Here is a 23,647-nt window from a genome sequence, read left to right on the forward strand (position 1 = left end):
TGCGGACGCCACATCGATGCGGCTGCTGGCCTCCCGTCTGGAGGAAGCGGCCCAAGAGATCACCCGGTTGCAGGGTGGTTCGGTGATCGTCGGCCTGCCGATCACCGCGCCGCCTGAGCTGGCCCATTACGAGGCGCCACTCCGCAATCTGGTCGAGTGGTGTCACTCATCGGCGGCCGAGATCCGTAAGAGAGCGGCCATCGCCGCTGAGGCTGATCTCATCGGCTGGGACCCATCCGGTGACAACACCGCTCGCGATGCGTTGATGACGGCGGCGGCGGGCGGCTTCGACGACCAGCTGGCCGGGTTCGACGCTTTGGGCGAAGACGGTGATGTGGCGGCGTTCTTCGCTGCTCTCACTCCTGGCCAGGCGCTGGCCGTGGCGCTGGCCCGCGCGCAGCACGTCGGTGCGAGAGCAGGGGTCCCGTTCGAGCTCCGCTACGCGGCGAACCGTCAGTTGGTACGTCAGGCGCGCGCCGAAGCCCTCCGAGTAGGAGACAAGGGGGCGGTCGACAGGTACACAAGGCTCCTCAACCCGGACCGGCAACTTCTGCTCTTCGATCCGCGAGCCTTAGGCAAGATCGCCGAGGTCAAGGGCAATCTCGCCACCGCGAAGAACGTCTCCATCTTCGTTCCGGGTACTGGTAACCACCTGGCGAACTACCTGGGTGGTTCGGGCGAAACCCTTGAAGCGATACACAAGGCCGCCGCCGGTCTTTCTGCGGGTACCGCCACGATCCTGTGGATGGGCTCCCCGTTGCCCCAGGGTCTCGGAGGGGCGATGTTCGATCTATGGGCTGATCGCAGTGCCCCTAAGCTGCGCGGCTTCTTCGATGACCTTCGCCTGCAGCCAGAGGTCCGGACCACCCTCATCGGGCACTCGTATGGAAGTACGGTCACTGGTCATGCGGTCAAGGAGGGTCTCCACCCCGACAACTTGATTGCCGTCGCGAGCCCGGGTTGGGGTGTCACGTCCGCGAGTGAGCTCAATGCTCCGGAGACGAAATTGTTCGCGATGCGGCACACAGGTGACCTCATCAAGCTCGCCCCTCCAGCCGAGCAAGCCATCGGCTTCTTCATACCGGTGCCGGACACGATTGCGGGCCACGGAGCAGACCCCGTCTTCATGCCCGGTGTGGAACGTCTGTCCTCAGGTTCGGAAGCCGTCCCCTTCTATGACATCGACTCAGATGCTCACTCCGACTACTTCGGTGGTAGCGAGGCCGGACGTCGCGCTGCGATGAACATGGCGAAGGTGATCGCCGGTGTCGACCACGAGACGTACGAGGAGGCGAAGGCATCGCTATGAATCGGATCGTCGTCGCACTCCTAGTGCTGCTCGCAGGGTGTGCTTCTGAACCACGGCCCCCGATATCCGCCGCACTCAGTGATCTCGAAGCGGCGCTCGCGCGGGCCGTTCAAGTGAGCTCGATTACCGACAAGCCTGTGCGCACTCCTGGCAATTGGCCATGCGGCCTTGGAGAAGGCGAGGCTTTCCAACTTGAGTTCACTGCCCCCGCGCGGGACCCCCGGGCCTCGGTCGTCGCGGTGGTGGAGCTCTGGCGTCGCGAAGGGCTTACTGTCCAGGTGGATCAGTCGCGGCATCCCGATCTGCCGGAAGTGATTGTGCGTGGGCGGCTCATCGAGATGTCGATTTACGGCTTTCCCGATCGCGGAACCGTCTGGATCGCCGGAAACACGGCCTGCCTTGACGGGGAGGTACCCGCGGCATGGCGCGATGTGTGAATCGGCACCGATAAGTGGTCGCTTGTCACGATGCGGCGGCCTGTGACCTGCCCAGACAGCGCCGTGCCCGAGATGTGGTGGAACGTGGAGGAATTCTCGTGCACAGTGGTTCTTAAACGTTTCCCAGGAAGTGTTCGCCCAGAGTTTTTTGGTAGCTACCTGGTCTGTTTCCTTCCCCGCCCGATAGCGTCCCGGGGTGGCAGCGGCAGTGACTCTTTCCAGCCCCCCAGTTGTCTCGCAGCGCGACCCCTTCCTCGACAACGCCAAGTTCTGGGCGATCGTCCTGGTCGTGTGCGGGCATCTGGTGGAGGACCTGCGCGACGTACCGTACGCGCACGCGCTCTACCTCTTCGTCTACACCTTCCACATGCCGCTGTTCATCACGATCAGCGGCTACCTGTCACGCAACTTCACCCGGCTGAGGGCCCAGAAGCTTGTCTCGACCCTGCTGGTCCCTTACGTCATCTTCGAGATCGCCTACTCGCTCCCCAGGCTCATCCTCTACGGCAAGTTCCAGCTGACCCTGCTCGACCCCTACTTCCTGACCTGGTTCCTGCTGTCGCTGTTCATCTGGCGGCTCTCGACGCCGGTCTGGTTCCAGGTCAAGTGGCCGCTGGCGGTCGCGGTGGGCATCTCGCTGATCAGCGGCGCGTCCGCGCTGCCGGACGAACTGTCGATGAACCGGACCCTCGGCCTGCTGCCGTTCTACGTCCTGGGTCTGGTGCTGACCCCGCGGCACTTCCAGTACCTGAAGAACAGGTGGGTCAGGATCACCGGGGCGCTCCTGCTGGTCGCCGGGCTCGGGATCACCTTTCTGATCCACTACGACGTGTCGACCGAGTGGATCCGGTGGCGGCACGCGTACACGCGGATCGGGGTCGACAACTTCACCGGGGCGGGCATCCGGCTGCTGATGCTGGTCATCGGGGCGGTCATGGTGGCGTCGTTCCTGTCGATCATCACGTCCAGGAAGACGTGGTTCACCGCGCTCGGCGGGCTGACCATCTACGCCTATCTGCTGCACGGCTTCGTCGCGAAGGTCCTCGACCGGTTCCACGACCAGCTCAACAACCCGATCGGCGTGGCCGGCGTGATCCTGTTCGGTGTCGTCCTGACGGCTGTCCTGTGTACTCCGCCGTTCCGGACACTCTTCAAATGGGCCGTGGAACCCAACCTGAAGTGGGCCTTCAAATCCGAAGGCAAATCCGAAGGCCCACGCCCCGCGGCCACCCCGAGCCCAACCAGCGCCCCGGCGCCCCCTGAAGCCGGCCAACGTCCCTGAGTGCGCGGCAAACGGAACGGCGCCCCCTCGTCGTGAGGGAGGCGCCGTTCACTCGTACAGGGAACTCAGATCATCACGTGTTCGTCGGGGTGGCCGACGAAGGAGAAGACCGCGTTGCGGGTCAGCTTGTAGTCGGCGGCCTGCCACGTGTGCTGGGTGGCGTCCGAGCCGCGCATGTAGACGAAGTTGAAGCGGTCGGAGGAGTAGATGCGCACGCCGTCTTCCTTGAGCCTGCGCACGAGACGGGTGTCCTCGCCGGCGTTCACGGCCTCGAAGGCGTAGGTCCGCAGGAGGTCTGCCTTGGCCAGGATGGTCGCGCCCTGGACGAGGTGCGTGTAGCGGTTCTCCAGGCCGGGCAGGCGGAAGACGGTCGTGTTGGAGTCGGGGAAGTACGTGTAGTGGGCGCCCTTGCCGGTGAGCTCGGCGTCGGCGTAGTCGAAGACGCGCACCAGGTCCCACAGGTAGTTGGGGCCGTAGAGGTTGTCGTCGTCCATCTTGGAGATGAGCTCGCCCTCGGCCTGCAGGATGCCGTGGTTGAGGACCTCGCCCAGCGTGAAGTGAGGGGGCGCGTGCAGCACCTTCACCGACGGGATGCCGGCCGCCAGGGCCTTGTCCCGCACCACGTCGGCGTCTTCCGACAGGCCGTGCAGCACGAGGATCAGTTCCAGGTTGCGGTGCTTCTGGCGGGCGACCTGCGCGATGGCGTGTTCGAGCTGGCCGGCGCGGTTGGTGGGCAGGACGACGGAGACGCTGCGGGATCGCTCGGCGACGGGGTGGCCGAGGTCGCCGAGGATCTGGTCGACGCGGTGGGTGAACAGGTGCTTGTCGAACACCTCGCGCAGCGCGAGCATGCCCTGCCGGGCGCGCAGCTCGGGGCTGTTGATGTAGTACAGCGCCCGGTTGTACGCCTCCTCCTGCGAGTGCGCGATCGGGATCAGCGGCCCGAACGTCTCCTCGATGGCCCGCGACCAGCCGGAGAGGACCGTGGTGCCGCAGGCGGAGAGTTCGAAGACGCGGCGCGCGCACATGGTCGGTGAGTCGATCACCGAGTTCACGTTGAGGAAGACCTTGTACATCTTGTACGCCGCCAGCATCTGCTCATAGGGCAGTTCGCCGACGATGTGGGGGCGGTACTCCTCGGGCCAGGCGTACTTGTCGGCGACGGAGGCGTTGCGGGCGAAGATGTGCAGGCCGAGCTCCCGGGTGGGAGCGATGACGGTCTCCATCTGCTCGCGGCGCTCAGGGTGCTTGTCGCGGAAGTACATGCCGCCGAAGACGACGTCGTACTTGCGGCCCCAGCGGGTCATGATCGGGTTGTGGATGCGCGGCTGCGCGGCGAACTGGAGGACGCCGACCCGGTCGTGGCCGAGGATCTCCCGATATTTCGGGATCATGTCGCCGTCGCACGTGTACACCTGGTCGAACAGCTTCGCCGTGTCGATGAAGAAGTCGAAGTTCGGCGGGTCCTCCTTGTTCCAGAAGACCGTCGGGATGCCCTCAGCCTTGCACCAGGCGATCAGGTCGCGCAGCTCCTGCTTGGGCGCGTTGGTGCCGGTCATCTGGTAGCGCCAGCGGCCCTGGTTGCCGTGCCAGGCCGACTCGCAGAACAAGACATCCGGTTTTTTAGAAGCGAAGATCTCGCGCCAGTCCTGGAGCCCGAACTCGATCTGGTCCCACTCGTATTTGAACGCCAGGCGGGAGAAGTCGTCGAGGATGACCGCGACCTTGAGGTCGGGGCGGTTCAGGATCCCCTCAGGCTCGGGCCACTTCAGGTTCGGGATCCTGACCGTCGGACCGCGCTTCTCGGCCTCGGCCTGCACGTCAAAGGCCGACGGAGGCGCCTGAGGACCCTTCTGGCCGCGCCACGCCCTGCGCAGGTCGCTCGGCAGCTTGACGATCTTCTTGGGGTTGTTGCCGGCCTTGGTGATGGCCTCGCCGACCCGGTACTGACGCCCGGTCTGGGTGGCCTTCGCCTTCCAGAGGGCGTACTCCGCGCGGGCCTCCTGGTAGGCCAGGCGGGTCTCCAGCTCGCGGATCGTCTCTTCGTAGAACTCGACGGTGCGGCGGTCCTCGGGCAGCCAGTTGACCGGGCCGAGGCGCTGGAACTTCGGCTCGTCGGGGGTCTCGTCGGTCTCAGCCATGGCTCGTCCCTGCTCGTCGTCTCAAGGTTCGACATCGTACGGCGCAGGCCGTGGTCGTTTGGTGTGTTTGTCGGAGTTAGTCCCCGACGGCGTTCCGCGACGCGGGGGACAGGTTCTCACCCTGCAGCCAGGACGCGATCACCCGGGCGATGCGCGGACCGGCCTTGCCGTCCCACAGCATCGGCAGGTCACCCGACGGGGTCGTCGCGCCGTTCGCGAGAGCCACGGTCGCGGCGGCCGGCAGCGAAGCGGGGGTCACGAGGCGGTTGGTCCCGTGGGTCACGGTGATCGGGCGCTCGGTGTTGAGGCGCACGGTCAGGCACGGCACCTCCAGCATCGTGGTCTCCTCCTGCACGCCGCCCGAGTCGGTCACGACCAGCGCCGCGCCGCGTACGAGCGACAGGAAGTCCACATAACCGAGCGGGTCGATGATGCGCATCCGAGGGCCGTCGACCAGACCGGCCTCCGCCAGGCGGGTGCGGCCACGCGGGTGGAGCGGCACGATCACCGGCACCTGCTCGGCGACGCCGAGAACCGCGTCCACCAGTTCCTTGGCGGCGGCGGGGTCGTCGACGTTGGCCGGGCGGTGCAGCGTGGCGACCGCGTAGGCGCCGCTGATCCCCAGGCGCTCCTGCACGGGGACCGGGTCGAGCTTGGGCAGCGCCGAGAACAGGCTGTCGATCATCGGGTTGCCGACCAGATGCACTTTGGAGGCCGGTACGCCCTCAGTGGCGAGGTAGGACAGCGCCTCCGGCGACGTGGCGAACAGCAGGTCCGACAGGCTGTCGACGACGATGCGGTTCACCTCTTCGGGCATCGTGCGGTCGAACGAGCGCAGGCCCGCCTCGACGTGGGCCGTGGGCACACCGAGCTTGGCGCACACCAGGATCGCGGCGAGGGTCGAGTTGACGTCCCCGTACACGACCACCAGAGACGGCTTCTCCCGCTCGACGACCTCTTCGAGACCGACGAGGAGGGCGGCGGTCTGCTTCGCGTGGGAGCCGCTGCCGACGCCCAGATTCGCGATCGGTTCGGGCAGCCCGAGGTCGGCGAAGAACACGTCCGACATCAGGGCGTCGTAGTGCTGGCCGGTGTGGACGATGCCCTGACGGATGCCCAGGTCGGCGAGTCCGTTGACCACCGGAGCGGCCTTCGGGAAGTTGGGCCGGGCACCCAGGACGTGCAGGACGAGGGTGTCCTGGAGACGCGAATCCCTCACTGACCTTGCCTTTCATCCATGATGGGGGCAAACGTTGCCTATGGTACGGTCACGCCGTGGTAGCTGAGGCCAACAAGCCCATTCCGGCAAAGGCCGCGAAGGCCAGTGCCCGAAGGTTCATGAAGGGGTTCGTCAAGAACCCGGTGACGACGTCCCGGATCTTCGTGGGGAAGGTCGTGCAGGACCCACTCCGGGTGGCGCACGCCGCCGCGGAGAGCGTGCCGAAACCGCTTCGCCCACTCGTGGGCAAGGTGGCCTGGCCGGTCGCGCGGGTCGCCAAGGTCACGATCCGCAAGATGTGGCGGCGGATGGCCAGAGTGCCCCTGAACGACTCCCGGGCCGTGTTCGACGCGGGTCACATGACCAGGGCCCTCGACATGCTCAAGCCGCACGAGCGGTGGGTGTTCATCAAGCGACGGCTCGCCCTGTACGAGGGCGAGCGGGGCGCTCTGCTGCCCAACCCGATCCCGCCGAAGCCCAAGGTGATCATGGGCGAGCGGGTCCCGGGGCGCGCGCTGCACATCGTGACCAACGCGCTGCCGTTCACCCAGGCGGGCTACACCGTGCGCACCCACCGCATCGTGACCGCCCAGAAGGCCGCCGGGCTCGATCCCCATGTGGTGACGAGCTGGGGATGGCCGGCGCTCCAGGGCTTCCCCGACGCCGAGGCGTTCGAGGAGATCGACGGCATCCCCTACCGCCGGCTGCTGCCGGGCGGCGGCGGTGAGATCCCGATGGAGACCCGGGGCCGCATCACCCGTGGCGCCGAGGACATCACCGAGCTGGTCCGCCAGCTGCGGCCGCAGGTCCTCCACGCCGCCACCGACCACCGCAACGGGTCGGTCGCGATGGCCGTACGGGAGAGAACCAACACCCCGTTCGTGTACGAGGTCCGCGGCTTCCTCGAGGAGACCTGGGCCAGCCGGGATCCCGCGCGGATCGGCACCGAGCGTCATCTCCTCATGCGGGAGCGCGAGGCCACCATCATGAACTCGGCCGACGCCGTGGTGACGCTGGCCGAGACGATGGTCGGCGAGATCGTCGAGCGGGGCGTCCCCCGTGAGCGCATCTTCCTGGCCCCCAACGCCGTCGACGCGTCCCTGCTGAGCGCCGAGTACGACGGCATGGCCCTGCGCCGCCAATACGGCATCGGAGAGCACGAGATCGTCATCGGCTCGGTGTCGTCGATCGTGGCCTACGAGGGCTTCGCGACGATGCTGTCGGCGGCCGCGTTGCTCAAGAGCGCCGGCACCCCCGTGAAGGTCCTGCTCGTCGGCGACGGCACCGAGCGCGAGAACCTTCTCGCCCAGGTGAACAAACTCGGTATAGGTGACATCGCGATCCTGCCCGGGCGCGTCGGGCCCGACGAGGCCCTGCAGGCCCAGGCGGCCATCGACATCTTCATCTGCCCCCGCGAGGACCTGCGCGTATGCCGTCTGGTGACGCCGCTGAAGCCGGTCGAGGCGATGGCGCTGGGCAAACCGGTCATCCTCAGCGACCTGCCCGCCCTCGCCGAGCTCATCGGCGCCGGCGACCCCGGGATCCTCGTCCAGGCCGGGAACCCGGAAGCGCTGGCCAGCGCGGTGGCGGAGCTCCGTGACGACCCCGAACGGCGCCGCAAGATGGGCGCGGCGGGCCGCGAAGAGGTGGCCGCGAAGCGAACGTGGAGCAGCCTTGCCAACACGTATCGCGAAATTTACGAATCACTCGCCCGCTAGCAAAATTCACCAAGGACGCCGGATGTGCAGCATCAGGCATCATTGGTGCCGACTTGAGATAGCCTTTGCGACCATGAAGTGTTCTCTTCACCCCCAGGCCACGTCGTGAGCGAGATCGATCTCACGGTCATCGGGCTGGGCTACGTCGGCATGCCGCTGGCCAAGGAGGCCGTGGCGGCAGGTCTGAAGGTCGTCGGGCTCGACGTTGACGCGCGCAAGGTTGACGCGCTCAACGAAGGACGCTCCTACATCGACGACCTCACGGACGCCGACCTCGACAGCATGATCGAGAACGGTTTCACCGCGACGCTCGACGCGACGGTGCTGGCCCGTTCCGCGGCCATCGTCATCTGCGTTCCCACCCCGCTCGACGAAGACCACCGTCCCGACCTGTCGGCCGTCGAAGGCGCCACCCGCGCCGTCGCCGAGAACCTGACCGAGGGCACCCTCGTGGTGCTCGAGTCGACGACCTGGCCCGGCACCACCGACGAGGTGGCCCGGCCGATCCTCGAGAAGTCGGGGCTCCTCGCGGGCGCCGACTTCCACCTGGCGTTCTCGCCGGAGCGGATCGACCCCGGCAACCCCAAGTTCGGGCTGCGCAACACCCCGAAGGTGGTCGGCGGCTACACCACCGCCTGCCGCGAGCGGGCGACCGAGTTCTACGCGCGGTTCGTGGAGCGGGTCGTCCCCGTCAGCGGAACGCGCGAGGCCGAGATGGCCAAGCTGCTGGAGAACACCTACCGCCACGTGAACATCGCGCTCGTCAACGAGATGGCGATCTTCTGTGACGAACTGGGTGTGGACCTCTGGGAGTCGATCGAGGCCGCCTCGACGAAGCCCTTCGGTTTCCAGAAGTTCCTGCCGGGTCCCGGTGTGGGTGGTCACTGCATCCCCGTCGACCCGTCCTACCTCTCCTACGCGGTGCGCAAGCTGGGCTTCCCGTTCCGGTTCGTGGAGCTGGCCCAGGAGATCAACGAGCGGATGCCGTCCTACGTGGTCAACCGCGTGCAGCGGCTGCTGAACCGCGACAAGAAGGCCGTCAACGGCTCGAAGGTGGTACTGCTCGGGGTCACCTACAAACCCGACATCGCCGACGAGCGGGAGACGCCCGCGATACCGGTCGCCGAGGCGCTCCTGGAGCTCGGCGCGATCGTGAGCTACGTCGACCCCTACGTCAAGGAGTGGTCGGTCGAGGGCGGCCCGGTGCCTCGCGAGGAAGATCTCGCGACCGCCATCCGGGAGGCAGACGTCACGGTGCTGCTCCAGCAGCACTCGATGTTCGACCTGGAGCTGGTCGAGCGGCAGGCCCGCCTGGTGCTGGACACCCGGGGCGTGCTTGCCACCAGCGAACGCGTCGAGCGGCTGTAAGGGGGCCAGGCGCGTGCACGTGCTCGTCATGACGGTGGTGCATCACCCCGAGGACGCCCGGATCCTGCACCGGCAGATCCGCGCGCTCGTGGATGCCGGTCATGAGGTCACGTACGCCGCGCCCTATTCGGCGCGCGGAGTGGTGCCCCGGTCCTGGGTGAACGGCGTCGACCTGCCCCGGGCGGCCGAGCGTCGGCGGATCACCGCCGTGCGGGCCGCGCGCAAGGTGTTCAAGAGCATGCGCGGCAAGGTCGACATGGTGCTCATCCACGACCCCGAGCTGCTGTTCGCGGTCGCCGGGGTGCGCCATCGGCCGCTGGTGGTCTGGGACGTCCACGAGGACACCCCCGCCACGCTGTCGCTGAAGCCGTGGCTGCCCTCCTTCCTGCGGCCGCCGACCCGATTCATGGCCCGCATGCTGGAGAGCTGGGCCGAACGCAACTTCCACCTCCTGCTCGCCGAGACCGCCTACGCGGGCCGGTTCAGGGAGGCGCATCTGGTCGTACCGAACGAGACCTGGGTACCCGACACGGTCTCGCCGCCCGGCGACGACCGGGTGGTCTACCTGGGCTGGCTGTCCGAGGCCCGGGGTGTGCGCGAGGCCATCGAGGTCGGTCGCCTGCTGCGGCCGCACCGGGTGGTCGTCGAACTCATCGGGTACGCCGACCCGCAGTCCCGCCGGATGCTGGCGGCGGCCGTGGAAGAGGGCGCGCTCGAATGGCGCGACTTCATGCCCAACGACGAGGCGCTCAAGCGGCTCGACGGCGCCCTCGCCGGCCTGTCGCTGCTGCACGACGAGCCCAACTACCGCCACTCGATGCCCACGAAGATCGTGGAGTACATGGCCCACGGCATTCCGGTCATCACCACCCCATCACCTCGCGCGGTCGAGCTCATCGAGCGTTACCGCAGCGGCGTCGTGGTCCCGTGGAGTGACCCGGAGGCCGTCGCGAAGGCCGTGCTGGCGCTGCGCGACAACACCCAGGAACGCCACAACGCGGGCGCCCGCGGTTACGCCGCCGCCCGGGGCAACCACCACTGGCCCAACTCCGCGCGCCGATTCGTCTCCCAGCTCGAATCCTGGACCGGCGTCAAGCCGTAGTCTTGCCTGTACGTCAATCTGATGAGGTGACGGTTTGCGCTGGCTTGCTCTGCTCCTTGGGATCGCGATCCTCGGGGGCGTGGCCACCGTGGTTATCGCACTCCAGGAGACGGACACCCCACACGCCGCGCGCATCGGCAGCACCTCTCCCTCGACGCCCAGCCCGACCCCCTCGAACACCGGTTTCACCGACCCGTGCGGCACGTTCGACACGAACATGCGCACTCCCTACGCGATCACCGGCTACTGGATCATGCCGTCGGCCGACCGCTGCAACTGGCGCCGCCAGCTTGAGGAGATCCACCAGGTCGGCGGCGACACGGTGGTCCGCATCGGCTTCGGCCTCTCGCCGCGCGGGGTCGACTCCGAGGGCCGGATCCTGGAGGCGCCCACCGCCGAGGAGACCGAGCCCAAGCCCGACGAACGCTACGGCTACTGCGTCGAAGACGGCCTGACCTGCTACCAGGCGGCCGAACGCGACCTGAAGGCGGCCAACCCCGGCAACCGCGTCTCCTGGTCGTTCGTGTTCCGCACCGACGAGTCGTACGGCGACGACGTGTTCCGCTGCCCCGGGATGGAACGGAAGATCGTCGTCGGTGACCGGGTGTTCTTCCGCCTGATCGCCGACGAAGACGGCTCTGACGACGCCACCTGCGACTTCGCCACGACGGGCAAGGGCTACCACTTAATCCTGGTGTCGGCCGGCGCGACCGACAGCCTCACCGAACTGCTCGACCTGGGCGACCAGTTCGGCATCAAGGTGTTCCCGGCGCTGCCCTCGGCCCCGCGCGACCCGACCGGCGTCACCCGCGCCAACCCGCGCCACATCGGCACCCTCACCACGCTGACCCGGCGCATCCTGCAGGACTACGGCGCCCGGTTCGCCGGCCGCGAGTCGCTCGGCGGCGTCTACCAGCCCTTCGAGCTCGTCATCAGAGACTGGGCCGATCCTGAGAACGTGCCAACGCTGCAGGTGTACGCCGAACAGCACCGCATCGTCGAACAGACCCTCCCCGGCAAGCCGATCCTGGTCAGCCCCTACCTCGACGCCCGCCGCCGGGTCGACTTCACCTCCACGCCCAAGCAGGTCGGCGAGGGTTTCAAGGCGCTGGCCCGCACGGGCGTCGGCATCATCGCGCCGCAGGACTCGCGCGGCACCGGCAAGGTCGGCCTGTTCTGGCCGAACTGGAAGAACCAGCCGGTCGACGAGCGGCTGAAGCCGGTGGTGGGGGAGAGCACGTACAACACCGCTTACTACGGCGCGACCCGTGACTACTACCGAGCCATGTTCGAGTCGCAGAAGGAACTGCGCGACGAGGAAGACATCGACGTGCGGCTGTGGGCCAACGTCGAGGCGTTCGAACCGTCGGCGACCGAGAAGTGCGGCGCGCAGGGGACCCGGGGCCGGACCGACAAACCCCGTCTCGACACCGCGGTCACGCTGGTCGGGCCCTATGTGTCGAAGATCATTTCGTACATGTGGAGCGACTTCTTCACCTGCGGCACCCCCTCGCTGGCGGAGGACCTCGCGACCGACTGGGAACGCCCGATCGCCATCCAGGCCATCCGCGAGAAGCGGGACATCCAAGACGGCATCCAGCTCCGCGGCTACCACCTGAAGAACGTGAAGGTGACGCTGAGCTGGGAGACCCTGGAGACCCCGCGCGTGGTCGACTCGCAGTCGGTCGGCTGGTTCGACGGCCAGCCGATGGCCGACTTACCACCCACTGTCGGAAAAGTGTGGATCCCGGTCGACTGGGAGAGCGTGCCGCCCGACACGTGGGTCCGCGTCGAGGTGACCGCCGCCGACGGCCGTAAGGCCGCCGAGCCGGTTTACTACCACAACGAGTGATCGCGACAGCGTGTAACGTGCCTGACATGGTCCCGCGCATCCCCGTCAGCGTGGATCTCGTCGTGCTGACGGTGAGGTCAAGCGCCCTGTGCGCCCTGGTGTGGCGCCGGGATCGGCCGCCATACCCGGATCTGTGGGCCATGTCGGGCGGCTTCATCCATCTCGACGAAGACCTGCCCGCCGCGGCCGCCCGGGTGCTGGCCGAACGGGCCGGCATGGCCGGCGCGCCGGTCCACCTGGAGCAACTGCGCACCTACGGCTACCCCGACCGCGACCCGCGCCAGCGCGTGGTGTCGGTCGCCTACCTGGGCCTGGCCCCCGACCTGCCCGCCTCCACCGAGGCCCACATGAGCTGGCAGCCGCTGAGCGACCTGACCGACATGGCCTTCGACCACCGGCGCATCATGATGGACGGTCTGGAGCGGGCCCGGTCGAAACTGGAGTACACCTCACTGGGCGCCGCCTTCTGCCCGACCGAGTTCACTGTGGCCGAACTGCGAAGGGTGTACGAGATCGTGTGGGGCCGCCCCCTCGATCCGCGCAACTTCCACCGCAAGGTGACCAAGACCGAGGGGTTTCTGGTGCCGTCAGGGCGCACGACCACGCGCGATGGAGGGCGCCCGGCGATGCTCTACCGGAGGGGACCGGCGGAGGCGCTGCACCCACCGATGCTGCGGGTCTGACCTCGCTGCGGAATGTGACTTATGCGCAGATCCGGCGTGAATGGTCACATGTTGGCGGTGTGATTGCAGATCCCTCTGTTAGTTATCGGGATATTCTCCCCCTGTGCTGATATCGGAGCCCCGCACTGTGCCGGCGGCCGCCGTTGAACCCCCCTTCGCGCAGCCCCGCTTACGGGTGCTCGACCTGCTGCGGTTCGTGGCGGCAATGGCGGTGGTGCTGTTCCACTTCGGGGAGACCCGCGCGTGGGGGACGGTCAACGCGTTCCCGGCCCTGAGCGGCGTGACGATGTTCGGCGCCTACGGAGTGCGGCTGTTCTTCATGATCAGCGGCTTCGTGATCCTGATGAGCGCCTGGGGCCGGACCCCCGGCGAGTTCATGGGCTCCCGGATCGCACGCTTATATCCGGCCTACTGGGCCAGCGTGATCATCCTGGGCGGGCTCGCGTTGATGGGCTTCATCACCGACCACCGCCCGACCCTGAGCGAACTGCTCGCCAACCTGACGATGTTCCAGCACGGCCTGCGGATCCGCGACCTGGAGATCGTCTACTGGACGCTCTGGCACGAGCTCATCTTCTACGTCATGATCGCGTGCTTCGCGGTGGTCGGGATCACGTACAGAAGAGTTCTCGGCTTCATGGGCGGCTGGATCGTGCTGCTCGCGCTGGCCGAGCGGCTCGACATCTCCCTGCTGAAGGTCGCGCTGGCCCAGTTCGGGGCGCCCTACTTCATCGCGGGCATGGCCCTCTATCTGATCTACCGGTTCGGCGGTTCGCTGCTCCCGTGGCTGTTCGTCGGCCTCGCCTACGTCTTCGGCCTGGTGCAGCTCCTCGGCGAGGGCCCTTCGGCCATCAAGCGGTTCGGCGAGCCGCTCGGCACCGCGCTCGTCGTCGGCGTGATCTCGCTGATGTTCCTGGTGATGATCCTGGTCGCGCTCGGGCGGCTCGACGGCATCGACTGGCGCGGGCTGACGTTGCTGGGCGCGCTGACCTACCCGCTCTACCTGTTCCACCACCACGTCGGATTCCTGATGATCCAGTGGCTGAACCCGATCCTCGGGCATCGGATCACGCTGCCGGTCGTCATCGGGATCGTGCTGCTCGTGGCGTGGGCGGTCTACCGGTTCGTCGAGGTGCCCGCCCAGCCACGGTTGAAGGCGGCGCTGTCGCGCTCGCTGAAGATCGCCGACTGACCTGCTCTTTGGGGCAGATTCGTGGCGCGAGCCACGGCCGTCCGTGTCTTACTTCTTCTTGGGCGGCTTCGGCCAGGCCTCGCCGGGCTTGAGCACCCGGTCGCCGAGGATCGTCGAGACGGTGACGAGCTTGTAGCCCTTCTTCGTCAGGGTGTCGACGACGGTCTCCATGGCCTTCACCGTCTCCGGCACGATGTCGTGCAGCAGGATGACGGCGTCGCGCTTGGCGAACTTGAGCGTGCGCTCCTTGATGACCTTGGTGTCGCGGGCCTGCCAGTCGAGGGTCGAGCCCGTCCACAGGATCTGCGGCAGCCCGAGCGACTTCATCAGGGAGCCGACGCGGGAGTTGGTCGCGCCGTTCGGCGGGCGCATGAACGTCGGCGTGATGCCGGCGGTCTCCTGGATGATCTGCTGGGTGCCGGCGATCTCGGCCATGATCTCCTCGTCGGAGAGCTTGGTCAGGTCGGGGTGGTCCCAGGTGTGGTTACCGATCTCGTGACCCTCGTCGACCATGCGCTTCATCATGTCGGCGCGGCTCTCGACCTTCCGGCCCAGCACGAAGAAGGTGGCCTTCGCCTTGTGCTTCTTCAGGGTGTCGAGCAGGGCGGGCGTGTAGGGCCAGGGGCCGTCGTCGAACGTGAGGGCGATGCACTTGTAGCGCTCGCAGTAGGGCTTGACCTTCGCGTTCGCCGATGCGGCCGGGGCGAGCAGGGACGTGGTTAAGACGAGGGCGAGTGCCCCCCGGACGATCACGCGCATAGCGCCGAATCCTAGACGAACTCCCTGGGACGACCCTGAGACCACCGAAGAAGTAGTCTGTGGGGCACATCACCGCAACGGAGGGGTGCAATCGATGCCGCAGTTCAGGGCCATACTCGACACCATGACGGCGTACACGCCGGGCAAGGCCGTGGTGTCCGCCGAAGGCCGCTCGTACAAGCTGTCTTCGAACGAGTCGCCCGAGCCGCCGCTCCCCAGCGTCGTCGCCGCCATCGCCGAGGCCGCCGCGACCGTCCACCGCTACCCCGACCCGGCGGCGACCCGCCTGACCGAGGCGCTCGCGGCCCGCTACGGCGTCCCGCCGGAGCACATCGCGCTCGGCGCGGGCTCGGTGACCGTGGCCCAGCAGCTGTTCGAGACCGTCGGCGAGCCGGGCGCGGAAGTGATCTACGCCTGGCGCTCGTTCGAGGCCTATCCGCTGCTCGCGGACCTGTCAGGAGTCGTCTCCGTACGAATCCCGCTCGCCGCCGAGACCCACGACCTCGACGCGATGGCCGCCGCGATCACGCCGGCCACCCGCATGATCTTCGTCTGCAACCCCAACAACCCGACCGGCACGGTCAACCGCGCGGCGGAGATCGCCGAGTTCCTCTCCCGAGTGCCGGAAAACGTGTTGGTCGTCCTCGACGAGGCCTACCGCGAATACGTGCGCGACGAAGACGTGCCCGACGGCCTGACCCTCTACCGCGACCGCCCCAACGTCGCCGTGCTGCGCACCTTCTCCAAGGCCTACGGCCTGGCCGGCCTGCGCGTCGGCTACCTGATCGGCCCCGAGCCGATCGCCGCCGCCGTCCGCAAGACGATGGTCCCCTTCGCCGTCAACCACCTGGCCCAGGCCGCCGCGGTGGCGTCCCTGGCCGCCGAGCGGGAACTCCTGGAGCGCGTCGAGAGGGTCGTCGCCGAACGCACCAGGGTCCGCGAGGCGCTGATCACCCAGGGCTGGACGGTCCCCGAGTCGCAGGCCAACTTCGTCTGGCTCGGCATGGGCGACGACACGGCCGCGTTCGCGGCGGCGTGCGCCGTTGAGGGCGTCGCTGTGCGCCCCTTCGGGTCGGAGGGTGCCCGTGTGTCGATTGGGGACCGCGAGGCCAACGACGTCTTCCTCAGCGCCGCACAGGCCTTCAGGACACGCGCTTCCGCTCGGTAGAGACCACCAGCGCCACTCCGGCGACGATGACGAGACCGGCGGCCACCATCATGGTCGTCACGGTCTCGCCCAGAATGATCATCCCGAGAGCGACCGCGACGACGGGGTTGACGTAGGCGTAGGTCGAGACGAGCGAGATCGGCGCGTTCCCGAGCAGCCACACGTACGACGTGAACCCGATCAGCGACCCCACGACGATCAGGTAGACCAGCGCCCACCACGACCGCGCGGACACCTCCGCCGGGACGAAATGCTCCCCCGCCAGCACACTGCCCACCAGCAACCCGGCGCCGCCGACGACCATCTCCACGGTCGACGCGGCGAACGGGTTCTTCGGCATGGGCGCGCGGCCCGACATGAACGACCCGACCGCCCACGAGAACGACGCGATCAGAATGACGACCACTCCGATGGTTCCCCCCGACGTCCCGCCGGTGAGTGAGATCCCGGCGACGCCGAGGAACCCGATGAGGACACCGGTCAGCGTCAGGACGTGGGGGCGGTCCCGGAAGATCGTGCGCATGATGACGAGCCAGAGCGGCGTCGAGGCGACCAGCAGCGCGGCGAGCCCGGTGGAGATGTGCTGCTCGGCCACGGCGACCATGCCGTTCCCGCCGGTCAGCAGCAGCAGCCCGACCACGGCGGCGTCGAGGAACTCGCGGCGCGTCATCCGGAAGGCCTCCGGGCCTTTGCGGATCAGCAGGAACGTGCCGAGGATCGCTGCGGCGACCACGAACCGTATGCCACCGGACACGAAGGGCGGCATGGTCTCGATGACGATGCCGATGCCCAGATAGGTCGATCCCCAGACGACGTAGACGGTCGTCAGGAGGACCCACACACGTATGTCATGACCGTCCCGCTTCATGGCTCATGACAATAGCCAAATCGGGGTAAAGCGCTCCAGGCTGGGTCCCGAAATCGGGCAACGATCACCCAAGGACGGCCGCGTCGAGCACCTCGATGTCCCTGATGGCGGTCCCGGACGGGTCGAGGCTGAGCGTGAGGACCGCCTTGCCGTCCCGGAGCAGCGTCATAGGGAGCGGGCTCGCCGAACCCGGGGGCGCGGTGAGCAGGTTCGCGCAGCCGGCCGAGCAGGTGCAGGGGCCGAGGAACGGGAGATCGTCCACTGTGGCGGCCAGCGGGTCGGCCAGCAGAAGGTCCGCGATGGTCCTGGCGAGGCGGGGATAGACCTCGCGGAGACGAAGGGTGCTCATTTCCTGAGGTATTCGAGAATGAGCATGCCCAGCGTGGCGACGGTGAGGAATGTGCCGCCCGATGCCATGAGCGCGACGGCGGAGGCGGCGCCCACCTTGATGCTCAGGATGTACGAGATCAAGGAAATGGCCAGCGAGACCAGGCCGACCGTGGTCAGGGAGTGAAAGGGGGTCATTGTCGGAACTTTCTCGGAGCCGGTGGTGACGTGCTCCAGGATTGCCAGCCAGGTAAGCACTTCTATCGAGATCGCCACACTCTGGACGAGTTTTCGCAGCTCCGGACTGTCCTGGACGACTCTGAACGACTCTGGACAAGGCTGGACCGTGACTCCTCGCGGAGGGAGAGAAAACGGCGCGTGTGAATGCTGTGGAAGCGCTAACCTCACCGTCATGCCGCCAATCTTGCGGCATTTATGACCTTTAGGCCTATTTTCGGTCGGGCGTTACAGAGATAGGGCCCCCACCGTTTCGGAGACGTTCTGGCTCATGGGTACTGCGCACTTATCCCGGGTTCACCGTGACGCTCTACTGCGGGAACTGACCGACCTCCACGCCTCGGTCGGCCGGCCTTCGCTGGTCGACATCGTGAAGGCGGGCGCCGACATCAAGGCCCGCGAAGACGGCCAGAACTGGCGCCACCTGTCCCGCTCGACCCTCTCCAACCTGATGACGGGGAAGTTCACCCGTCCGGTCGAGTGGCCGCTCGTTCGCACCACCGCGATGGCGCTCCTGCAGATCGGAATCCAGAACGGTCTGCGGAGACCCGCCACGCTTGCGCAGGTGAGCGCCTTCACCGAGAAATTCGCAAACCTCTGGGGCGCCGCCGCAGCGGAATACGGTTCGCCCGGCAGGGCCGAGCCGGCCATGTCGTTCGTGCCGGGCGACATCCTTGAGCAGACTCCGCAGGAGATCCGGCTTCCGCAGAAGCGTGGGGTCGCCACCCGCATGCCCCGGGCATGGGGCCGGGTGGGCGATGCGATCGTGCGACGGGCGGAGGAAGGCGACCCTGAGGCCGCCTACCAGGCCGCCGTCCTGTTCGCGTGCGAGGCGCACCGCCAGGGGCTCACTCGCCGGGAATGCGAGGAGTACCTCGGCGCCGCCAAGGAATGGTGGCAGAGGGCTGTGGGCAAGGTGGAGCAGGCGGCTTCCTTCCGGGCCGGCGGCCTCGCACTGGTGGAGGCGATCCGCAGGCTGGCCTTCGAGAAGGAGGGCGTGTGGCGGACGATCTTCATTCAGGCGTTGTGGCATCTCCGGCAGGCCGAGCGCGACACCGAAGACGCCTCGATCGCTCCCACCGGCTCGCGGGACTTCTGAGACGGCTTGCCGCCCTGGTCTCTCACTTCGTTCGTGCGGACAGGACGCCCGGCTAGCGTGGGGCGATGCCCTGCAGACTGCCGAGGAAGCCGGTCGCCCGGTTCAACGCCTGCGTGATGAACCTGCGCACCTCTCCCCGATGGGGAGGCCTGGTCAGCAGGCACCTCACGGTGCTCACCTACACGGGGCGGCGCTCCGGCCGTACCTTCAGCATCCCCGTCGGCTACCGGCGGACGGGAGACATCGTGGTCATCGGGTCGCAGATGCCCGACGCCAAGCTGTGGTGGCGCAACTTCCTCGGCGAGGGCGGCCCGGTCTCGGTGGAGCTCGACGGCACCGACCGGACAGGTCACGCCGTCACCCGCCGCGACGCCAAGGGGCGCGTCACGGTGACCGTCACCCTCGACCGGTGAAACACCGCCCGGCACTCTCCGCGGATGCCGGGCGGTCACCAGGGCGAGAAGGTCAGACGTTGCAGGTCTTGAAGGCTTTACTGGTCGAGACCACGTTGCCGTCGGTGCCGAGGATCTCCAGGCGGAACGATCCTGATCCGCCCGAGGGCACGGTGAACGTCTTGCTCACGGTCTGTCGGCCGGGGCTGTTGTCGACATAGAAGGACATAGGCGTCCACGCGTCGCGCGTCCACTCACCCTCCAGTTCGTCCTGACGCGCCCAGGCGTAGGACATGTCCCCGATGGCGTCGCTCTCGATGTAGCCGTCCACCTTGAACTTGTAGGGCGTCGCCGGCTTGCAACTGCCGGAGACACGGGTCAGCGAGGTGAACTCGGCCTTGACACAGACCGTTCGGTAGTGCAGGACCTCCGTCGTTGTGGCGCCGGGGCTGAGGATCTCCACCCCGACGTTGTCGCCCGAATTCGTGCCGGGGATCGGAACGCGCTGGAAGGTCGAGCTGACGGTCTGAACTCCCGGCTCGGTGAAGACGATCACGCGCTCACCCTCCGCACCGGGCAACTCCCGGTCGTAGAAGCTGTCCCAGCGGTACCGGACGGTCTGCGCGATCGGCGAGCTGATCTGCGCACTGACCGTGTGGACGACGTCGGAGCCGCAACGGCCGACGTGAATTGCGGCGGGCTGGATCTGTGGCCTGCCTGGTACGGGGTCGGTGCAGGTCAGCCCGTAAGTGACGGCCGTCCCCGTCGTGTTCGCGCCGAACACGCGGATGGTCGCACTCTGCTGGTCGCGCCCGAGGCTGTGCGTCCTGGTCAAGGTCACCGTCTGCGTTCCGGCCTCGGCGAAGGTCACCTGCCGATAGTGGTTATATGTGCCGGACCAGATGTACCCGACGGTGCCGGGGCCGTCGGCCGTGATCGCGGCGCTGAGGGTGAACGCCTTTCCTGGATGACACTGACCGGTGTACGACGGCGGCTGAGCCCCTGCCGACGCCACCGAGACCGTTGGGACCGCCGCCTGAGCGGTCGCCTGGGCCGGGGGCGCACCGGCCACCAGTACCGCGACCAGCGGCACCAAGACACTCCATAAACGCATTGCTCGTCCTCTCTGGATGATCAGGGCTCATCCTGCGGGCGCGAACTTGCATCGGAATGGTGGCTCGGTTGGACCGGGTGAATCCGTCATTTTGTATCAAAACAGACCTAGGGGACGCCGCCGACAATGCGGGCCGATCTCCGTGCCGGGACGTGGCCGCGGTCGCGGCCGTCGCGGGGTGCCGCTTCTGTCAGAAGTGCAAGATCAGGCACCTCTCTGGGGCGCCGGACGGGTTCGATCGATCACATGTCGCCGGCCATTCCTGGCTTTGTTTTTGATAGTGCCATTTGGAACTCCAGACCCGCCCGTACCGCACTCCTTGAAATCGGTGAAGTGAAATGGTGTCCGGATATACCCGGACCTTTTCGGACAAGAAAAGCGAGTGCCCGGCACCCCCATTCAGGGATGCCGGGCACTCGCCTTCTCAGCGGTTCAGCTTCTCCACGATCAGCCGGTAGAGCTGTCGTGGCCGTCCGGGCTGTGGTGTCCGGTTGGGCGGAAGCGGCCACGCTAGTCCCTCGTCGACCAGCGTGCGCAGGAGTCTTCGCGCCGTCCTCGGTGTCACCCCCAGCATCTTCCCCGCGCCCTCGGCGTCGACGACGGTGTCGCCGCCTTCCAGTTTCGCGGCCAGCCGCGCCAGCACCTCGACGCCCTTGGGCTTGGCGGGCCCGGCGGACTGCGGAGGCATCCGGGGCGGCGGCACCAGCGTGCGACCCTCCCGGTCCACCGCGAAGCCCTGTGCCTGCTTCCCGGCCTGCGTACGGGCCAGTGCGGCCCGTGCGTGTGTCTCGGCGTCATGGGTCGTGCGGCCCATGCCCACCCCGACCTCGACCGCCAGGCCCAGCTCATCGCGGATCCTCGCCGCGAAGGGCAGCACCCGGAAGCCGTCGGTCGCCCCGGCGATCGATCCCCGCGTCGCCACCACCAGGTAGCTGTGGTCGTCGATCGGCCACACGCTGGCGTTGATCCGGTTCGCCTCCTGCACCAGCAAGCGGTGCAGGGAGAGCCGGAGCTCGTCACGCCAGTAACGCGGAGCCGCCCGCCTTATGGGTTCCCGCAGCGTCGGCACCTCCACCAGGATCACCGTCAGCTGGGATTCCTCCAGCCGGTGGTGAGCCCCGAGCAGGGCCGCCGTGTGGAGAGCGGTGCGGACCGCCGCCGATGTGGGCCGAATGCGGACCGTGGGGATGCCCGCGGCCGTTAATCGGTCTGCCACGCCCGGTATGCAGGTCAAGGCGCCGGTTGTGGCGCCTTGGCGGACCAGCCGCTCGTGATAGGCCGCGATCGTGCCGGTCGCTCCCGGCTCGTCGCGGCTGTGGACCTCTGCCGTGGATATGCCCAGGTCCGCGAATGCCTCGTCGACCTCGCCCCGGCCCAGCACGTCGACGCTGACCCTGCGAGGGTCGATGCGGTCGTCGAGGGCCGCCCGTGCGATCGCGGCCGTGAGGGCCGCACCGCCGAGCTGGACGTGTGTCGCCGGCATCGTCAGAACTCCGGCTCGCCGGGCCAGCTCGTAGGGAATCGGGCTGGCGAATAGGCAGGCGTCGACGCCGCCCAACCGGGTCACCTTGTCGGATGCCTCTTGCTCGTCCCGGTATGCGGCCGCCACGAGGCGGCACGGCACCGGGGCGGCGGCGTGTCCCATGAGCATGACTCGCTCGACGAGGTCATGGGGGCCCACCACACCGATGGTGAGATCCGGCGTCCCAGCGCCCATCCCGCCCCCCACGCGTCCGCGTGGCGAGTCCTCAGAACGCTCGACCAATGTTCGTCCCATCCCGCGCGCCTTCTCGATTGACTTCTCTTTGGAACGATCGCTCCCGGAGGCCGTAATGTCACGCCCGGATTTTCCGGAATACCGTTCCGAGAAGGGCGGCACGGTCCTTTCCCATTATGTTGTGGCTGGTCAATGCCATTATGGACGTCGAACTAGGCAAAAGGGGAAATCTCGCGTTCCACATCGGCTCCGAGGGCTCTGAGGCGCTGGGCGATGTCGGCGTGCCCCCGGTCGACGCGGTAGCCCGACTCGATCACCGTCTCGCCCTCGGCCGCCAGGCCCGCCAGCACGAGCGCGATGCCCGACCGGAGGTCGTGCGCCTCGACGTGGGCGCCCCGCAGCGGAGTGGGCCCGTGGACGACCGCCCGGTTGCCGTTCACCTCGACCTCGGCGCCCATCTTGTTGAGCTCCCGGGCCAGCGCGAACCGGCCGTCGAAGATGCGCTCGTGGATGTGGCTCGGGCCGGTGGCCAGCGTGGCCATCGCCATGAGCTGCGGCTGGAGGTCGGTCGCGAAGCCCGGGTAGGTGTCGGTGATCACGTTGATCGGCCGCAGCGGCCCGTCACGGCGGGCCTGGACGACCGCGCCCTCCTGGGAGAACTCCACGCCCATCTGCTCCAGCTTCCACCGCACGACACCGAGGTGTTCGAGCGAGGTGCCCAGCAGGGTGACCTCGCCGCCGGTGATCGCGGCGGCCATCATGAACGCCCCGGCGTCGAGCCGGTCGGCCATGACGGTGTGCTCGACCGCCTTGAGCTCGCGGACGCCCTCGACCGTGATGAACCCGGTGCCCTCGCCACTGATGTTCGCGCCCATCTTGCGGAGCATCTCGATGACGTCGAGGACCTCCGGCTCCAGCGCGGCGTTCTCGATGACGGTCGTGCCCTGCGCCAGCGCGGCGGCCATGAGGAGGTTCTCGGTGCCCGTGTGGGAGGGCCGGTCGAGGTAGAGCGTGGCGCCGGTCAGCCCGGCGGCCTTGATGTGGATCGCGCTCTCCTGCTCGTCGACCAGCGCGCCGAGCCGTTTGTAGCCGTTGTAGTGGAAGTCGAGGTTCCGGGCGCCCAGATTGCACCCGCCGACGCCTTCGACGACCGCTTCGCCGACCCGGTGGAGGAGGGCCGGCACGAACAGGATCACGCCGCGGAAGCGCGACGCGATCTCCTCGGGGAGCACCGGGGTGTTCACTTCTGAGGCGTCGATGACGAGCGTGCGCTCCTCCTCGTGGAACCACACCCGGGCGCCGACGGCCTCGGCGAGCTCGATCGCCCTCCGGACGTCCTCGATGAGAGGGACGTTACGGAGGACCGTCCGGCCTTCTGCCGCAAGCAGGGCCGCCCCGATCATGGGCAGCACGGCGTTCTTCGCGCCCTGAACAAACGCGGTTCCACGCAGCGCATTGCCACCGCGCACGCGGTAACGAACCATGAATGAGTCTCCTCGGTTGGGGGTGGAGAGGAAGGTGCGGCAGGTGCGGTAGCCGGGTATCGGGCCACAGTAGCCGCTAACCGGGGTCATTCGCGGCGGAACCACCCCCGGAAAGTACGGCCCGTAAGGCCGTTAAAGGCCGTCGCATAGTGGGCCGGAGTTCTGCCCCGAAAAGCGAA

The 23,647-nt window shown here is 67.6% G+C and carries 21 protein-coding genes; 12 read left to right on the forward strand and 9 right to left on the reverse strand.

The features are described from left to right. The first annotated feature begins 16 nt into the window (after positions 1 to 16). The 3 genes from AW272_RS02345 (at position 17) to AW272_RS02350 (ending at position 3,028) form a co-directional block, all read left to right on the forward strand. Positions 17 to 1,309 carry an alpha/beta hydrolase gene (locus AW272_RS02345; protein ID WP_157518195.1) on the forward strand — a complete coding sequence of 431 codons (1,293 nt, stop codon included), beginning with the start codon at positions 17 to 19 and terminating at the stop codon, positions 1,307 to 1,309. After that, a complete protein-coding gene (locus AW272_RS41690; RefSeq protein ID WP_157518198.1) occupies positions 1,306 to 1,746 on the forward strand; it encodes a hypothetical protein in 441 nt (146 codons plus the stop codon). The genes AW272_RS02345 and AW272_RS41690 overlap by 4 nt, the downstream gene beginning before the upstream one ends. Before the next feature lie 196 nt (positions 1,747 to 1,942). After that, entirely contained in the window at positions 1,943 to 3,028 is a 1,086-nt protein-coding gene (locus tag AW272_RS02350; protein ID WP_083957852.1) for an acyltransferase family protein, read from the forward strand. Between the two features lie 65 nt (positions 3,029 to 3,093). Here AW272_RS02350 and AW272_RS02355 read toward each other — a convergent pair whose 3' ends face one another. Both AW272_RS02355 and wecB read right to left on the reverse strand, forming a co-directional pair. Next, positions 3,094 to 5,169, reverse strand: a complete 2,076-nt coding sequence (locus tag AW272_RS02355; protein ID WP_066360609.1) for a glycosyltransferase family protein — start codon at positions 5,167 to 5,169, stop codon at positions 3,094 to 3,096. 76 nt (positions 5,170 to 5,245) lie between these two features. Further along, a complete protein-coding gene (gene wecB, locus AW272_RS02360) occupies positions 5,246 to 6,388 on the reverse strand; it encodes a non-hydrolyzing UDP-N-acetylglucosamine 2-epimerase (protein ID WP_066360611.1) in 1,143 nt (380 codons plus the stop codon). Positions 6,389 to 6,507: 119 nt separating this feature from the next. Between wecB and AW272_RS02365 the strand changes: the two genes are divergently transcribed. The 6 genes from AW272_RS02365 to AW272_RS02390 all read left to right on the forward strand — a co-directional run bounded on the left by AW272_RS02365 (position 6,508) and on the right by AW272_RS02390 (position 14,303). Then, positions 6,508 to 8,106: a glycosyltransferase family 4 protein gene (locus AW272_RS02365; RefSeq protein ID WP_083957854.1), complete on the forward strand. Its 1,599-nt coding sequence runs from the start codon at positions 6,508 to 6,510 to the stop codon at positions 8,104 to 8,106. A 105-nt stretch (positions 8,107 to 8,211) separates the two neighbouring features. Beyond that, entirely contained in the window at positions 8,212 to 9,474 is a 1,263-nt protein-coding gene (locus AW272_RS02370; protein ID WP_066360616.1) for a nucleotide sugar dehydrogenase, read from the forward strand. Between the two features lie 13 nt (positions 9,475 to 9,487). Continuing rightward, entirely contained in the window at positions 9,488 to 10,576 is a 1,089-nt protein-coding gene (locus tag AW272_RS02375) for a glycosyltransferase (RefSeq protein ID WP_174551783.1), read from the forward strand. Positions 10,577 to 10,655: 79 nt separating this feature from the next. After that, positions 10,656 to 12,428, forward strand: coding sequence for a DUF4434 domain-containing protein (locus tag AW272_RS02380; protein WP_245657160.1), 1,773 nt, complete (start codon positions 10,656 to 10,658; stop codon positions 12,426 to 12,428). 26 nt (positions 12,429 to 12,454) lie between these two features. Further along, on the forward strand, positions 12,455 to 13,111 hold the full coding sequence (locus tag AW272_RS02385; RefSeq protein ID WP_066360618.1) for an NUDIX hydrolase: 657 nt from the start codon (positions 12,455 to 12,457) through the stop codon (positions 13,109 to 13,111). 103 nt (positions 13,112 to 13,214) lie between these two features. Next, positions 13,215 to 14,303 carry an acyltransferase family protein gene (locus AW272_RS02390; RefSeq protein ID WP_066360619.1) on the forward strand — a complete coding sequence of 363 codons (1,089 nt, stop codon included), beginning with the start codon at positions 13,215 to 13,217 and terminating at the stop codon, positions 14,301 to 14,303. Between the two features lie 48 nt (positions 14,304 to 14,351). Here the strand turns inward: AW272_RS02390 and AW272_RS02395 are convergent, their stop codons facing one another. Then, positions 14,352 to 15,062, reverse strand: coding sequence for a polysaccharide deacetylase family protein (locus tag AW272_RS02395; protein WP_066360620.1), 711 nt, complete (start codon positions 15,060 to 15,062; stop codon positions 14,352 to 14,354). Positions 15,063 to 15,156: 94 nt separating this feature from the next. Between AW272_RS02395 and hisC the strand changes: the two genes are divergently transcribed. Next, positions 15,157 to 16,230: a histidinol-phosphate transaminase gene (gene hisC / locus AW272_RS02400; RefSeq protein ID WP_066361194.1), complete on the forward strand. Its 1,074-nt coding sequence runs from the start codon at positions 15,157 to 15,159 to the stop codon at positions 16,228 to 16,230. Here the strand turns inward: hisC and AW272_RS02405 are convergent. The 3 genes from AW272_RS02405 to AW272_RS02415 form a co-directional block, all read right to left on the reverse strand. Beyond that, the gene (locus AW272_RS02405) at positions 16,205 to 17,071 is read right to left on the reverse strand and encodes an EamA family transporter (protein ID WP_245657161.1); all 867 of its coding nucleotides are present in this window, start codon (positions 17,069 to 17,071) and stop codon (positions 16,205 to 16,207) included. The genes hisC and AW272_RS02405 overlap by 26 nt on opposite strands. Before the next feature lie 91 nt (positions 17,072 to 17,162). Then, on the reverse strand, positions 17,163 to 17,447 hold the full coding sequence (locus AW272_RS02410) for a hypothetical protein (RefSeq protein WP_066360624.1): 285 nt from the start codon (positions 17,445 to 17,447) through the stop codon (positions 17,163 to 17,165). Further along, a complete protein-coding gene (locus tag AW272_RS02415) occupies positions 17,444 to 17,701 on the reverse strand; it encodes a hypothetical protein (RefSeq protein WP_066360626.1) in 258 nt (85 codons plus the stop codon). The genes AW272_RS02410 and AW272_RS02415 overlap by 4 nt, the downstream gene beginning before the upstream one ends. 232 nt (positions 17,702 to 17,933) lie before the next feature. On the opposite strand from AW272_RS02415, the gene AW272_RS02420 reads away from it, so the two are divergent. Further along, positions 17,934 to 18,761, forward strand: a complete 828-nt coding sequence (locus tag AW272_RS02420; protein ID WP_066360627.1) for a hypothetical protein — start codon at positions 17,934 to 17,936, stop codon at positions 18,759 to 18,761. Positions 18,762 to 18,826: 65 nt separating this feature from the next. Next, positions 18,827 to 19,174 (forward strand): nitroreductase/quinone reductase family protein, encoded by a 348-nt coding sequence (locus AW272_RS02425; RefSeq protein ID WP_066360629.1) that lies wholly within the window; start codon positions 18,827 to 18,829, stop codon positions 19,172 to 19,174. 52 nt (positions 19,175 to 19,226) lie between these two features. Here AW272_RS02425 and AW272_RS02430 read toward each other — a convergent pair whose 3' ends face one another. The 3 genes from AW272_RS02430 to murA form a co-directional block, all read right to left on the reverse strand. Beyond that, a complete protein-coding gene (locus tag AW272_RS02430) occupies positions 19,227 to 20,267 on the reverse strand; it encodes a hypothetical protein (protein WP_157518201.1) in 1,041 nt (346 codons plus the stop codon). A gap of 424 nt (positions 20,268 to 20,691) precedes the next feature. Continuing rightward, positions 20,692 to 21,984, reverse strand: a complete 1,293-nt coding sequence (locus AW272_RS02435) for a transcriptional regulator (RefSeq protein WP_066360634.1) — start codon at positions 21,982 to 21,984, stop codon at positions 20,692 to 20,694. Positions 21,985 to 22,196: 212 nt separating this feature from the next. Then, complete coding sequence (murA, locus tag AW272_RS02440; protein WP_066360635.1) at positions 22,197 to 23,468, reverse strand: UDP-N-acetylglucosamine 1-carboxyvinyltransferase; 1,272 nt, start codon at positions 23,466 to 23,468, stop codon at positions 22,197 to 22,199. Between the last annotated feature and the right edge of the window lie 179 nt (positions 23,469 to 23,647).

The sequence above is a fragment of the Herbidospora mongoliensis genome (assembly GCF_001570545.1).
GTDB classification, from domain to species: domain Bacteria; phylum Actinomycetota; class Actinomycetes; order Streptosporangiales; family Streptosporangiaceae; genus Herbidospora; species Herbidospora mongoliensis.

What these genes read in the sequence shown, in the direction of transcription:
- AW272_RS02385 (WP_066360618.1), top strand. Translation starts at nt 12,455, where the DNA reads ATGGTCCCGCGCATCCCCGTCAGCGTGGATCTCGTCGTGCTGACGGTG.
- AW272_RS02435 (WP_066360634.1), bottom strand. Translation starts at nt 21,984, where the DNA reads ATGGGCGCTGGGACGCCGGATCTCACCATCGGTGTGGTGGGCCCCCAT.
- hisC (WP_066361194.1), top strand. Translation starts at nt 15,157, where the DNA reads ATGCCGCAGTTCAGGGCCATACTCGACACCATGACGGCGTACACGCCG.
- AW272_RS02410 (WP_066360624.1), bottom strand. Translation starts at nt 17,447, where the DNA reads ATGAGCACCCTTCGTCTCCGCGAGGTCTATCCCCGCCTCGCCAGGACC.
- AW272_RS02355 (WP_066360609.1), bottom strand. Translation starts at nt 5,169, where the DNA reads ATGGCTGAGACCGACGAGACCCCCGACGAGCCGAAGTTCCAGCGCCTC.
- AW272_RS02430 (WP_157518201.1), bottom strand. Translation starts at nt 20,267, where the DNA reads ATGCGTTTATGGAGTGTCTTGGTGCCGCTGGTCGCGGTACTGGTGGCC.
- AW272_RS02395 (WP_066360620.1), bottom strand. Translation starts at nt 15,062, where the DNA reads ATGCGCGTGATCGTCCGGGGGGCACTCGCCCTCGTCTTAACCACGTCC.
- AW272_RS02365 (WP_083957854.1), top strand. Translation starts at nt 6,508, where the DNA reads ATGAAGGGGTTCGTCAAGAACCCGGTGACGACGTCCCGGATCTTCGTG.
- AW272_RS02345 (WP_157518195.1), top strand. Translation starts at nt 17, where the DNA reads ATGCGGCTGCTGGCCTCCCGTCTGGAGGAAGCGGCCCAAGAGATCACC.
- AW272_RS41690 (WP_157518198.1), top strand. Translation starts at nt 1,306, where the DNA reads ATGAATCGGATCGTCGTCGCACTCCTAGTGCTGCTCGCAGGGTGTGCT.
- AW272_RS02425 (WP_066360629.1), top strand. Translation starts at nt 18,827, where the DNA reads ATGCCCTGCAGACTGCCGAGGAAGCCGGTCGCCCGGTTCAACGCCTGC.
- murA (WP_066360635.1), bottom strand. Translation starts at nt 23,468, where the DNA reads ATGGTTCGTTACCGCGTGCGCGGTGGCAATGCGCTGCGTGGAACCGCG.
- AW272_RS02420 (WP_066360627.1), top strand. Translation starts at nt 17,934, where the DNA reads ATGGGTACTGCGCACTTATCCCGGGTTCACCGTGACGCTCTACTGCGG.